Here is a 13,970-nt window from a genome sequence, read left to right as displayed (position 1 = left end):
TTGAGTTTTGGGTAACCTGAAAATTTTAGATAAAACGGAGTATATCATGGCTCGTCGTCATGCTGCCGGTCAACGTAAAATTCTTCCAGATCCTAAGTTCGGATCAGAATTACTGGCAAAATTTGTTAATATTTTAATGGTAGATGGTAAAAAATCTGTTGCTGAATCAATCGTCTACTCAGCACTTGATACGCTTGCTGAGCGTTCAGGTAAAAGTCATTTAGAAGCTTTTGAAATTGCTTTAGATAACGTAAGACCTACAGTAGAAGTTAAATCTCGCCGTGTTGGCGGTTCTACCTATCAAGTACCAGTGGAAGTACGTCCAGTACGTCGTAATGCACTAGGTATGCGTTGGATTGTAGACGCTGCCCGTAAACGCGGTGATAAATCAATGGCTTTACGCCTTGCAAATGAATTATCTGATGCTGCTGATAACAAAGGTTCTGCAGTGAAAAAACGTGAAGATGTTCATCGTATGGCCGAAGCTAATAGAGCGTTCGCACACTACCGTTGGTAGTTTTCAGACTTTTCTCAAGCTATGCGAATGTTTATTGCTTCGCATAGCCTGTAAAAGACTGATTAAAGTTAAAACAAATTAACGAACGACTAAATTAGAGGATTAAAATGGCTCGTACAACTCCTATTGCACGCTACCGTAATATCGGTATCAGTGCACATATTGACGCAGGTAAAACTACGACAACAGAACGTATTTTGTTCTATACCGGTGTAAACCATAAATTGGGTGAGGTACATGATGGTGCCGCAACAATGGACTGGATGGAACAGGAACAAGAGCGTGGTATTACTATTACCTCTGCGGCAACCACGGCTTTCTGGTCAGGAATGGCCAAACAGTTTGAACCACACCGTGTAAACATCATTGATACCCCAGGCCACGTTGACTTTACTATCGAAGTTGAACGTTCAATGCGTGTTCTTGATGGTGCTGTTATGGTTTACTGTGCGGTTGGTGGTGTTCAACCTCAATCAGAGACAGTATGGCGTCAAGCGAACAAATATCATGTTCCACGTATCGCATTTGTAAACAAAATGGACCGTATGGGTGCTAACTTTTTACGTGTTGTTGAACAAATCAAAACACGTTTAGCTGCGGTTCCGGTTCCACTTGTATTACCAATTGGTGCTGAAGAAGGATTTACAGGTGTTATCGATCTATTAAAACGTAAAGCCATTAACTGGAATGATGCCGATCAGGGTACAAGCTTTGTTTACGAAGATATCCCTGCAGATATGGTTGATCTTGTTGAAGAGCACCGTGGTAATCTGATCGAAGCAGCAGCTGAAGCGAATGAAGAGCTAATGGAAAAATACCTTGGCGGAGAAGATTTAACTGAAGAAGAAGTTAAATTAGCATTACGTCAACGTGTTCTTGCGAACGAAATTATCCTAGTTACTTGTGGTAGTGCATTTAAAAATAAAGGCGTTCAGTTTATGCTTGATGCAGTTATCGAGTATCTACCATCACCAACAGACGTTCCAGCAATTAAAGGCGAACTACAAAATGGTCAGCCAGCAGAACGTCACTCTAGTGATGATGAGCCGTTCTCTGCATTAGCATTTAAAATTGCAACTGACCCATTTGTGGGTAACTTAACGTTCTTCCGTGTTTATTCTGGTGTGGTTAACTCTGGTGATACACTGCTTAACTCAGTTAAAGACAAAAAAGAACGTTTTGGTCGTATCGTTCAAATGCATGCAAACAAGCGTGAAGAAATTAAAGAAGTTCGCGCAGGTGATATCGCAGCAGCAATCGGTCTTAAAGATGTAACCACAGGTGATACACTGTGTGCTGAAAATGCACCCATCATTCTAGAAAGAATGGAATTCCCTGAACCAGTTATCTCTGTTGCTGTTGAACCTAAAACTAAAGCTGACCAAGAAAAAATGGGCTTAGCATTAGGTCGTCTTGCACAAGAAGATCCTTCTTTCCGTGTTCACACTGATGAAGAGTCTGGTCAAACAATCATTTCAGGTATGGGTGAACTTCATCTTGAAATCATCGTTGACCGTATGAAACGTGAGTTTAAAGTCGAAGCTAACGTAGGTAAACCTCAGGTTGCTTACCGTGAAACAATCCGTGACTTGGTTAAAGATGTTGAAGGTAAACATGCTAAACAGTCTGGTGGTCGCGGTCAGTATGGTCATGTTGTTATCGACCTATATCCGCTTGAAGCTGGCACAAACGAAAAAGGCTACGAATTTGTTAACGAAATCAAAGGTGGTGTAATTCCTGGTGAATATATCCCAGCCGTTGATAAAGGTATCCAAGAACAGCTTAAAGCAGGTCCACTTGCTGGTTATCCAGTAGTTGATCTTGGTGTGCGTTTACATTTTGGTTCTTACCATGATGTCGACTCCTCTGAGTTAGCGTTTAAATTAGCTGCTTCACTTGCGTTTAAAGAAGGATTTAGAAGAGCGAAACCAGTATTGCTTGAGCCAATCATGAAAGTTGAGGTGGAAACACCTGAAGACTACATGGGAGACGTTATTGGTGACTTGAACCGTCGTCGCGGTATGATTGAAGGTATGGATGATATCCCTACTGGTAAAATCGTTCGTGCACAAGTACCATTGTCTGAAATGTTTGGTTATGCAACTGACCTTCGTTCACAAACGCAAGGCCGTGCTTCATACTCTATGGAGTTCTTGAAGTACAATGAAACACCAAATAATATTGCAACTGCAATTATTGAAGCGCGTAACGCTAAATAATTCATTGTTAACCAATTTTGCTCTTCCCTACCATCGTGGGGAAGAGTTTTCGTTAAGGAATATGGAAAATGTCTAAAGAAAAATTTGAACGTAAAAAACCCCATGTTAACGTCGGTACAATCGGCCACGTTGACCATGGTAAAACAACTTTAACAGCAGCAATTACTTCTGTATTAGCAAAAAAATACGGCGGTAGCGCACGAGCATTCGATCAAATCGATAATGCACCAGAAGAAAAAGCACGTGGTATTACCATCAATACCTCACACGTAGAATATGATACACCGACTCGTCACTACGCACACGTAGACTGCCCGGGCCATGCTGACTATGTTAAAAACATGATCACAGGTGCAGCGCAGATGGATGGAGCTATCCTAGTTGTAGCTGCAACAGATGGTCCAATGCCACAAACACGTGAGCACATCCTTTTAGGTCGTCAGGTAGGTGTACCTTACATCATCGTATTCTTAAACAAATGTGATATGGTTGATGATGAAGAGCTATTAGAATTAGTCGAGATGGAAGTACGTGATTTACTATCACAATATGATTTCCCAGGTGATGATACACCAATCATTCGTGGTTCAGCGTTACAAGCATTAAACGGCGTGCCAGAGTGGGAAGAGAAGATTATCGAATTAGCAAGCGTTCTAGATAGTTATATCCCAGAGCCAGAGCGTGATATCGATAAACCATTCCTATTACCAATTGAAGATGTATTCTCAATTTCAGGTCGTGGTACGGTCGTAACAGGCCGTGTTGAGCGTGGTATTATTAAAGTTGGTGAAGAAGTTGAAATTGTGGGTATTAAACCGACAGTAAAAACGACTTGTACAGGTGTTGAGATGTTCCGTAAACTGCTTGACGAAGGTCGTGCAGGTGAGAACGTAGGTGTGTTATTACGTGGTACAAAACGTGAAGAAATCGAACGTGGCCAAGTATTAGCGAAACCAGGTTCAATCAAACCACATACTGATTTCGAATCAGAAGTGTATATCCTGAGCAAAGATGAAGGTGGTCGTCATACGCCATTCTTCAAAGGATATCGTCCACAGTTCTATTTCCGTACAACTGACGTAACAGGTACAATCGAGTTACCGGAAGGCGTAGAGATGGTAATGCCAGGCGATAACATCAAGATGGTCGTATCATTAATTCACCCAATCGCGATGGCAGAAGGTTTACGTTTTGCAATCCGTGAAGGTGGTCGCACTGTTGGTGCGGGCGTTGTAGCTAAAATTATTAAGTAATTTTACTTACTTTGCTTGATAAAAAGGCTGCCTATAAGGCAGCCTTTTTTATGTCTGAAAAATAACTAATATATTACCCTACTTTTTTAATCAAGTATTAATATGGTATGATATCTGCGTTTGCCAATTTTTGGACTTATGTTAGCCTGACAAATAGATGAATCCATTACAGGTAAAAAAGCACGCATGCGATAAATCGATCATTCAAGTTAGCATTGTATAAAATTATAGTCATAATTAAAAATATTATTTAAGTGAGGAAAAAATGAAAATATTAAGCTTAAAAAGCAGTATTCTAAGGGAATTCTCTGTTTCAAACAGTCTTGTCGATCAAATCAATGTACACCTTAAAAATAAATATGTCGATGTGACTATTATCGAAAAAGATTTAGGCCAAAATCCACCAAAACACCTCAATCTAGCAGTAGCTAATGCTGTCCGTACGAATGATACTTCGGCACTAACGCAAGAGCAAAAACAAGAATATCAAGCTATTTTAGATGCCATTGCCGAATTAAAAGAAGCTGATATTATTGTTATCGGTGCACCGATGTATAATTTAACCATTAGCAGCAATCTAAAAACATGGGTTGACCAAATCTGTCAGGCGGGTCTAACATTTAGTTATACTGCACAAGGACCTAAAGGCTTAGTCAATAATAAGCAAGTCATCATTGCATCTTCCCAAGGTGGTATCTATAGTCAACCACCTGCGAGTCATATTGAACATCAAGAGTCATATTTAAAAGCAGTACTAGGCTTAATTGGTGTTGAAAATATTCAAGTGATTCGTGCAGAAGGGACGAATGTGAACGAGGAAACGCGTCAACATTCACTTGAACAAGCAAAAAAAACTATCGCCCAACTTTAGTCAAGACGTATAAATGAAAAAACACCGCACAATAAAACAGATTATTGTGCGGTGTTCATCTTAATAGCCTAATGTAATACTATCTTAGCAAATCATTTTAATCTTCAATTTCTAAAGGTATTTCAGATAAAATAATACCCGTATTATCTGCATATAAATAATCGCCAGAAAAAAATGTCACACTACCGAAATTGACACGAATATCACTCTCGCCAATACCTTGATCATCAGCACCAACTGGGATAGCAGCTAATGCCTGAATACCGATTTCAGCTTCAGCTAAATAATCAACCTGGCGCACAGCACCATAAACAATGATGCCTTCCCATTGATTCTGAATAGCGATATCAACGAGTTCAGCATCGACTAATGCTCTTCGCACCGATCCGCCACCATCAATGACTAAGACTTTACCCACACCACTTTCTTGTAGAAGTTCATATAAAAGACCATTATCCTCAAAACATTTAACTGTGACTATCTGCCCTGAGAAGGAAGTAATACCACCAAAATTTGTAAATAAAGGTTCTACTACATTAACGTCTTCAGGATAATAATCACAAAGAACTGAAGTATCACATTCCATTTCATGCTCCTATAAAAAAATTTCATTTAGTATAACGCTAATTAGCCATTTAACGCAAAACCAATTGGCCAGTTAATTTATCAGCTCAGTAGAACGCCGACACAAAACAACAAATTCGTTATTAATGACAGTTTGATCATCGGCAAAAATAGTGCCGCAAACTCATATGCCCTCTTTGCTTTCAATACACGACAACATATCAAATAAAAAAACGGAATAATAAACAAGCATAAGCTATTCCACGGGTTGGATAAGTAATTATAATTAAAATAGTTGAACAGAAGCATTGCAACTATTAATAATATAATATGATAGTAACGACCCCATTTATCACCAATAAAAACAATGAGCGTTTTTTTATTATTCATTCTATCACTCTGCCTGTCTCTTAAATTATTAATGTTAAGTACAGCAACCGATAGAAAACCACAGGCTATTGCAGGAAAAATAATAGATAATGATAATATTTTGGTCTGAAGATAATAGCTTCCAATCACACTGATAATACCAAAAAACAGCAATACTGAAATATCACCCAGCCCATTATATCCATAAGGCTTATTGCCCATTGTATAGGTAATAGCCGCGATGATACTCAATAGGCCTAACATGATAAATAACCAGAAAACAGATCTATTTAAGTTAGCAATCACTAACAGGATTAAACCTAATATCACAACCAAAATCACATTAATCATTAAAGCGATAGAGAGCTGTTTGATGGTTATCAAATGATGCTGAATGCCGCGCTTAGGCCCAATTCGGTCTGGTTTATCCACCCCTTTAATCGTATCACCATAATCATTGGCAAGATTGGCTAAAATTTGTAGCAACGCTGCGGTGGTTATACACAAAAGCATAATCAGCCAATCAAATTGTTTTTGCCAGTAAGCCAAAACGTTACCCACTAAAATAGCTGAAATAGCTAGCGGTAAAGTTTTTAATCTTAAACTACTCACCCAGGCAGATAAATAAATGCGATATTTCATCAATGTAATTAAACCTTATTATTCATACTATTAAGAATAATCGTTAACACATGATAAATAAAGTAAGATTAGATTAGTTTATTTTGCTGCGTGATGAAAAATTGAAACGTTGTCGAAGAGTACCATTGCGTAATCCCGAAATAAACAAACCCAAAATGATATAAAAACATCCAAGCAAAAAGAGCATTAACATGTTAAAACCAACACTAGATAAGCTTAAACCCATTTGATTGACACCAGCAATCATATTCACTGCCCACGTTGATGGAAGCAAATGAGAAATACACCATACCCATGTTGGCATGGCTTCAAGTGGCCAAATTGTTCCTGAAAGATAGAAAACCGGCGTAGTTAAGAAAGATAATGTTAAATAGATCATCTCAACCCGTCTTAAACACTCCGTGAGCAATTTACTTAGACCAATTACCGCAAATAAAAAGGGAAAAGTCATCATCAAAATAACCGGAATTGACGCTAATTGCCGGTAACCAAGCACCCATGGCCAAAGCACAAACAGTATGATTGAGAGAAATAACCAAATCGGTACCAGTGCCGATAAACTACCTAAAAAGACCGCTTTCGGCGGCTTACCTTGCGGTAAACTATGCAGCGCAATGTTCGTTCGGGTTGATGCAATCATCAAGGAATGCTGGAGTAACATGACGAGCAGACCAGGGAAAGTGATCGCGGCAAAATTTGCGCCAGGATTAAACAGCGCAACCGTTTGACTACGAATTGGATTTAAAATGATATCAATCTGCTCATCCTGAAATCCACTATTTCTCATCGTATTATTATGGAAACTAGCCAGAAAAGCCTTATAAGAAGCCAGAATATCTTGTTGAATAAGACCGTTAGCTAACCGATTTGATGCATCCCCATAACCGAGAACCGTCACATCTTTATTTTTCATTAAAAAAGCTTCAAAATGGTTTGGAATAACTATCGCGGCAAAAATTTTCTGATTATTTATATCCGCAATCGCTTGCGGAATATCACTATAAGGTATCACTTCGATTTTTGAACTGGTATTAAGCTGACGAATCAAATCTCGACTAGTTGTTGAGTGATCAAGATCAATAACTGCTACCGGCAGATCACGAATCGTTTGATTCATATAGACCAATCCCATCAAGGCTAATGAGATAAATAACATCATCCATATCGGCTTAGTTAATAAACGAATTAATATATCTTTGAAGGATTTCCAATAAAGCGACATTTTATTCTAGCACCTCTTTTTGTTGTAATCGCTTAACTAAACGTCGTCTTATAATAAAGGTCACCAGGAAAGGATAAACCAACAATATCGCACAAGTTTTTAATACTGTAATAAAATCTACGTGTCTTAAAAAGATACCGAATAAGGTACTTAGCGCATAAGTCAGGGGCTCAAGATGTGAAATAATTTGAGCTATTTTCGGCATGGAGATCTCTGGCACCATCACACCAGAATAGGTTAATGCTAGACCGACTAAAATACCAATCAAACTATAGGCTGTCATGACTGAACGCGTAAAAGTATATAACAGCATTCCCATGCTCTGCGCCGCAATAACATAGAAAAATACGACGAAAATCATATAAATAGGATTACTACTGACTCTTGCACCAGACAGCAGGACTTGAATAGCAATTTCAAATAATAATAAACAGGTATACCACAATGTATAAGGCGCTAATTTACCAAGAATATAAGGATAACTCACCGGTGTTCTACGCGACATTTTGCCTAATAGATGTATCGTCATCGTCACGACCAGTAGTTGTAACAAATGGACGACCGCAGAAAACTGTTGATAGTATCGGGAGTTGCCTGTTGGATTAAATAGTCCATCATAAATAAAATTTAATTTCGCAAGGCCAGGTACAGCTAAACCTGTTTTTGATGCCATGATTGAGGTATAACTCGAGTTTAGCTGCGTAATCAGCCCGGAGTAATCCATAGTCGAATACAAACCTGCACTATAATATAAGGCATTGTAATACAGTATTGGGGTTGGCTGCTTACCCGCTAAAGTATCACTTTCAAATTCAGGCGGAATGTACAATAAGGCATAAATTTTAGCCTTTTTTAACCCTTCAGTCGCATCATTTAAGCGATTGTCGTAATTTATCAGTTTGGCATGTGGGCCCGCATCAAAATCACGAATAATCGTTCTGGATAACTCACTGCGATCTTGATCAACAAAACCAACAGGTAAATCATAAATCACGCCGGCAACGAAAATACTGCTAATCAGTGAGTAAACAGCTAATGGCATAATCCACAATAATAAATGATAAGTGAATTGTGTGAATAACTGCCTAACTTCCCCCTCAAATGAGTTTTTAAAACGGGTAAAAAACCAATTTAGTGTTTCCATTGCCACAATACGCTCATGCCTGGGCGCAATCCTTCAATAGGTGTGACGGGATAAATACGCACTTCAAATGTTTTTAAATCAAAATCGCCTGTCGCACGGGTTGCACGTTTGACGGCAAAGTCTCCCATCGCAGCAATATACCGCACTTCTGCTTCAACCTCTTTATGACCTAACGCAGGGATCGTCAATGTCACATGCTGACCTTTTCTAATATTCGCGAGTAGATCTTCTCTAAGATTAAAAATGAAATAGGTTTGTGGTAACCGTATCAACGTGAGTAAAGGACTCGACGCGTTAAATAGCTCACCGACTTCGGCTGGAATTGAACCGACTTCCCCACTAACGGGAGCGCGAACAGCCAAATCGTTATATTGAATCATCAGCTCTTTAAGCTCTTCTTCAGACTGTTCTAGCTTAGCGGCATAAATCGCCTGTTGCTCGGCACGATCGCCATGAACGGCTTGATCTAAATTTGCTTGCGCAACCATTACTTGTTGATAAGCAGTCTGTTTCGTTTTCAATAAACTGTCAAGTGTTGACTGAGAGACATAACCTTTACTGGCAATAGAGTTGTTTCGATCATACTCTTTTACAGCATTGGAATAATCGACTTTAGCCTCATCGAGCAAGGCTTGGTAATAACGAATACTCTCTTCGCGTGTGCCATTTTTCGACAATTCTAGCTGCAATTTAGCCTGATCTCTCGCCGCTTCAGTGGCTTTCACTTGTGCAGTTAATTCTGGACTATCAAGCGTGATAAGCAGATCATTCTCTTGAACATCATCACCACGGTTCACATGAATATTAATGACGCGTCCTTTCGCTTTAGAGGCTACATTGACTTGGGGGGCATCAACCTCACCCTGCAAAACTAAGTCACTATTATAAGCGCGGATAAGGATGGTCATGGCCACGGCTAATATCATCAATAAGAGGACAAAAAATATTTTTTTATTCATAAGAGATCATAATTGAAGTATAAGAGTTGAAATAAACAAGGACTGTCATTTCTGTAAAAATAATAGAGATTATTATATATCAGAAAATTAAATCTGATATCTATTATATTAAAAAAAACACATAAAGCTTAAAAAAAATGAAAATAAGTTAATCATATAATCAATAAATGATAAGAAATTGATAAAAAACATTCATAATGTGATAATAACATTAATTCAACGAGATAAAATCATAATAAAGTTCGATAGATTACATTTATAGATGGAATCTATTAAATTAATTAGATAAAAGTTGACTAATTTCGTATGATATAACTAATTCAATATTAAAATGGAATAAACATGAAAAATATTATTATTGTCGGTGGTGGTGCTGGTGGCTTGGAATTAGCAACAGAATTAGGCCAAAAATTAGGAAAATCGCAAAAAGCAAAAATTACTCTTGTTGATCGAAATCCAAGTCATTTATGGAAACCATTATTACATGAGATAGCGACAGGCGTTCTTGATGATAACATTGATGAAGTCAATTATCTGGCTCAAGGCAAACGAAATAACTTCTCTTTTCATCAAGGTTCATTATTAGGCATTGATAAAGAAAACAAACAAATAACGGTATCTGAAGTAAAAAATGCTCAAGGTGATGTCATTTTCCCTGAAGAAAAACTCACTTACGATGTCCTGGTAATGGCGATTGGTAGCCAATGTAATGACTTTGGTACACCTGGTGTGAAAGAAAACTGTATCTTTTTAGATGATCATATTCAGGCAAAACATTTTAGACATAACATCCTAACTCGTCTATTCCGTTTCTCATCAGGGATCGATTGTCCGCAAACTAATACGATTAATATTGCCATTGTCGGTGGTGGCGCGACAGGCGTTGAGCTCGCCTCAGAATTATTCAGCATGGCTGATAAGTTATCCGACTACGGTTTTGCCAAAATAAATGGCAAAATGCTGAATGTAACATTAGTCGAGGCAACCGATCGAATCCTGCCGGTTCTACCTGAAAAGCTCTCTGCCAGTATTCATCAAAAATTAGAAGAGATGGGCGTTAAAGTGCTAACTAAAACCATGGTGACCAAAGCGGATGAAAGTGGTTTTTATCCGAAAGAAGGCGATAAAATTGCTGCCGACATGATGATATGGGCTGCAGGCGTCAAAGCACCGGATTTCTTAAGAGATATTGGCGGTTTAGAGAATAGTCGGTCAAATCAATTAGTCGTGAAACCGACATTACAAACCACCAGAGATGACAGCATTTTCGCTATCGGTGATTGTGCTTCATGCGCAAAACCCGAAGGCGGTTTTACACCACCAACCGCACAAGCCGCTCATCAGATGGCCAAATTAGCAGCCAAAAACATTATCAGCTATCTCAATGACGCATCAATGGGCCAGTTTAAATATAAAGATAAAGGCACAATCATCTCACTTGCCCACACTGCTCAAGGCACGGTTAGCACAGTTGGTAAATCGAGTATGATAGTCAAAGGTGCACCAGCCCATATGATCTATCGTATGCTGTATCGTATGCATCAATCAGCTCTATATGGTTTGATCAAAACATTTCGTTTAATTATGGCAAGCAGAGTGATTCGTTCGGTAAGACCGACCTTGAAATTAGATTAATCGTTTTCTCAAGATGAAAAAGAGGCTAGTTATCTAGCCTCTTTTTTTATGTGAAATTTTATTGCATGGGTAAAATCCAGACATAAAAAAACCGAGCATTTACTCGGCTTTGTCATTTGAATATCATTAATCAATTTAAGCTATCTTAGCTCTTTTCGACCTGACTAAAATCAAGTTCTACTGGTGTTGAACGTCCAAAAATAGACACCGAAACCTTCAAACGGCTCTTCTCATAATCAACTTCTTCAACAACACCGTTAAAGTCAGCAAAAGGACCTTCAGCCACACGAACCAATTCACCTGGTTCAAATAATGTTTTAGGACGTGGTTTATCACCCACTTGCTGTAAACGATTCATGATCGCATCAACTTCACGTTGACTAATTGGCGCAGGACGATCTGATGTTCCACCGATAAAACCCATGGTTCTCGGTACACTTTTAACCAGATGCCATGTCGCATCGTTCATAGCCATTTCAACTAAAACATAACCTGGAAAGAATTTACGTTCACTTTTACGGCGTTGACCACCTTTCATTTCAACAACTTCTTCTGTCGGTACCAGAATCTCACCAAAGTCATTTTCCATACTGTGAAGTTTAATGTACTCACGTAATGACTGGGCTACTCGGCCTTCATACCCAGAGTAAGCTTGAATAACATACCAACGTTTATTTTGTGTATCGCTCATATTCTAGTGTCCTAGCATGGTAAAGAAAGAAACTAGACGAATCATAATACTATCTAATCCCCATAAGAATAATGATGAGATGATAGTGACTACCGCAATAATTAATGTTGTTTGAACAGTTTCACGACGACTAGGCCATACAACTTTACGTGCTTCTAAACGAGACTCTTTTGCAAATACTAGGAACTGTTTTCCTTTATAAGTATTTGCCGCAAGCAATAACGCAAGGACAGAAAGCACAACCACAGCAATAATTCTTACAATACCATTCGCCTGATAAACAGGGTTTGGTTCAGAAAAGTAAAAATTCCCCCAAACAATTACAATAAATAGAGCAAAAACAACCAACCACTTAAATTTATCGAACGTTGTTCCTGTTTCTTGGTGTTCACTATTTACACGCATATCAAACCCATTTCATATTAGTTATCGTATTAAAATTTATTCCATAAAAATACTTGGTACAAATATATTATGGAATGAATTCTAGCATAATATTTAAGATAAGAAAGGGTATCCAACGACACCCTTTCTAATAATTAAGCAAATAGTTCGCTATTACTTAATAATTTTAGCTACAACGCCCGCACCAACAGTGCGACCACCTTCACGGATTGCAAAACGTAAACCTTCTGCCATCGCGATTGGGTGAATTAATGATACGACCATCTTGATGTTATCGCCTGGCATTACCATCTCTACGCCTTCCGGTAACTCGATTGTACCTGTTACGTCAGTTGTACGGAAATAGAACTGTGGACGATATCCTTTGAAGAATGGCGTATGACGACCACCTTCATCTTTGCTCAGGATATACACTTCTGATTCGAAATCAGTATGTGGTTTGATTGAACCTGGTTTCGCTAATACTTGGCCACGTTCGATTTCTTCACGTTTTGTACCACGTAATAACACACCTACGTTCTCACCTGCACGACCTTCGTCAAGCAGTTTACGGAACATCTCAACACCTGTACAAGTCGTTTTTACTGTCGGTTTAATACCCACAATTTCAACTTCTTCACCAACTTTAATAATACCACGCTCAACACGGCCTGTTACGACCGTACCACGACCTGAAATTGAGAATACATCTTCAATTGGTAATAGGAATGGTTTATCGATATCACGCTCTGGCTCTGGGATATAACTATCTAGAACGCTTGCTAATTCGATAATCTTCTCTTCCCACTCTGGCACGCCGTTTAATGCTTGTAACGCTGAACCACGAATGATTGGTGTATCATCACCTGGGAAATCATATTGTGATAGTAAATCACGTACTTCCATCTCGACTAATTCTAATAGCTCTTCATCATCAACCATATCACATTTGTTTAAGAATACGATGATGTAAGGTACACCTACCTGACGACCTAAAAGGATGTGCTCACGTGTTTGTGGCATTGGACCATCTGTTGCAGCTACAACTAGGATAGCTCCATCCATCTGCGCTGCACCTGTGATCATGTTTTTAACATAGTCAGCATGGCCCGGGCAGTCTACGTGTGCGTAGTGACGAGTCGGTGTATCATATTCTACGTGTGAGGTATTGATGGTAATACCACGTGCTTTTTCTTCTGGTGCATTATCGATTTGATCGAATGCTCGTGCGCTACCGCCGTATTTTTTTGCTAATACAGAAGTAATTGCTGCTGTTAAAGTTGTTTTACCATGGTCAACGTGGCCGATTGTACCGACGTTAACATGGGGTTTTTTACGTTCAAATTTTTCTTTAGACATCGACAGTCCCTCTAAGTAATACAAATCGGTGGAAAATCACCACGTCAACTCAGCATTATACACTAAAATAATCATAACGAAAATGTAAGCATAATACTAATTTGAAAATTAGCTCTGAATAATATCAGAATAAGATATGAT

13 protein-coding genes are annotated in these 13,970 nt (G+C 38.7%); 5 read left to right on the top strand and 8 right to left on the bottom strand.

Features of this window, described 5'->3' with window-relative positions; all coding sequences use genetic code 11:
* Positions 1-46 precede the first annotated feature (46 nt).
* The 4 genes from rpsG to RHO15_02785 all read left to right on the top strand — a co-directional run bounded on the left by rpsG (position 47) and on the right by RHO15_02785 (position 4,860).
* Positions 47-517 (top strand): 30S ribosomal protein S7, encoded by a 471-nt coding sequence (rpsG, locus tag RHO15_02800; GenBank protein WVD64459.1) that lies wholly within the window; start codon positions 47-49, stop codon positions 515-517.
* A 107-nt stretch (positions 518-624) separates the two neighbouring features.
* The gene (gene fusA / locus RHO15_02795; GenBank protein ID WVD64458.1) at positions 625-2,736 is read left to right on the top strand and encodes an elongation factor G; all 2,112 of its coding nucleotides are present in this window, start codon (positions 625-627) and stop codon (positions 2,734-2,736) included.
* Between the two features lie 68 nt (positions 2,737-2,804).
* Positions 2,805-3,989 (top strand): elongation factor Tu, encoded by a 1,185-nt coding sequence (gene tuf / locus RHO15_02790; GenBank protein ID WVD64457.1) that lies wholly within the window; start codon positions 2,805-2,807, stop codon positions 3,987-3,989.
* A gap of 265 nt (positions 3,990-4,254) precedes the next feature.
* On the top strand, positions 4,255-4,860 hold the full coding sequence (locus RHO15_02785) for an NAD(P)H-dependent oxidoreductase (GenBank protein WVD64456.1): 606 nt from the start codon (positions 4,255-4,257) through the stop codon (positions 4,858-4,860).
* Positions 4,861-4,957: 97 nt separating this feature from the next.
* Here the strand turns inward: RHO15_02785 and rraA are convergent, their stop codons facing one another.
* From rraA to RHO15_02760, 5 genes are all read right to left on the bottom strand, one after another.
* Positions 4,958-5,446 carry a ribonuclease E activity regulator RraA gene (rraA, locus tag RHO15_02780; protein ID WVD64455.1) on the bottom strand — a complete coding sequence of 163 codons (489 nt, stop codon included), beginning with the start codon at positions 5,444-5,446 and terminating at the stop codon, positions 4,958-4,960.
* An 80-nt stretch (positions 5,447-5,526) separates the two neighbouring features.
* Positions 5,527-6,435, bottom strand: a complete 909-nt coding sequence (locus RHO15_02775; protein WVD64454.1) for a 1,4-dihydroxy-2-naphthoate polyprenyltransferase — start codon at positions 6,433-6,435, stop codon at positions 5,527-5,529.
* A gap of 73 nt (positions 6,436-6,508) precedes the next feature.
* Positions 6,509-7,657, bottom strand: coding sequence for an ABC transporter permease (locus RHO15_02770; protein ID WVD64453.1), 1,149 nt, complete (start codon positions 7,655-7,657; stop codon positions 6,509-6,511).
* 1 nt (position 7,658) lies between these two features.
* Positions 7,659-8,801 carry an ABC transporter permease gene (locus RHO15_02765; GenBank protein ID WVD64452.1) on the bottom strand — a complete coding sequence of 381 codons (1,143 nt, stop codon included), beginning with the start codon at positions 8,799-8,801 and terminating at the stop codon, positions 7,659-7,661.
* Positions 8,789-9,760 carry an efflux RND transporter periplasmic adaptor subunit gene (locus RHO15_02760; protein ID WVD64451.1) on the bottom strand — a complete coding sequence of 324 codons (972 nt, stop codon included), beginning with the start codon at positions 9,758-9,760 and terminating at the stop codon, positions 8,789-8,791. The genes RHO15_02765 and RHO15_02760 overlap by 13 nt, the downstream gene beginning before the upstream one ends.
* A 342-nt stretch (positions 9,761-10,102) precedes the next feature.
* Between RHO15_02760 and RHO15_02755 the strand changes: the two genes are divergently transcribed.
* Entirely contained in the window at positions 10,103-11,395 is a 1,293-nt protein-coding gene (locus RHO15_02755) for an NAD(P)/FAD-dependent oxidoreductase (protein WVD64450.1), read from the top strand.
* 145 nt (positions 11,396-11,540) lie between these two features.
* On the opposite strand, the gene nusG is transcribed toward RHO15_02755, so the two are convergent.
* The 3 genes from nusG to tuf (RHO15_02740) form a co-directional block, all read right to left on the bottom strand.
* Positions 11,541-12,086: a transcription termination/antitermination protein NusG gene (gene nusG, locus RHO15_02750; protein WVD64449.1), complete on the bottom strand. Its 546-nt coding sequence runs from the start codon at positions 12,084-12,086 to the stop codon at positions 11,541-11,543.
* 3 nt (positions 12,087-12,089) lie between these two features.
* On the bottom strand, positions 12,090-12,491 hold the full coding sequence (gene secE / locus RHO15_02745) for a preprotein translocase subunit SecE (protein WVD64448.1): 402 nt from the start codon (positions 12,489-12,491) through the stop codon (positions 12,090-12,092).
* Between the two features lie 153 nt (positions 12,492-12,644).
* A complete protein-coding gene (tuf, locus tag RHO15_02740) occupies positions 12,645-13,829 on the bottom strand; it encodes an elongation factor Tu (GenBank protein ID WVD64447.1) in 1,185 nt (394 codons plus the stop codon).
* Positions 13,830-13,970: the final 141 nt, after the last annotated feature.

The organism is Orbaceae bacterium lpD01 (assembly GCA_036251705.1).
GTDB lineage: Bacteria > Pseudomonadota > Gammaproteobacteria > Enterobacterales > Orbaceae > Utexia > Utexia brackfieldae.
Note: the sequence above shows the minus strand (reverse complement) of the source record. Positions and strands in the feature narration are given on the sequence as shown.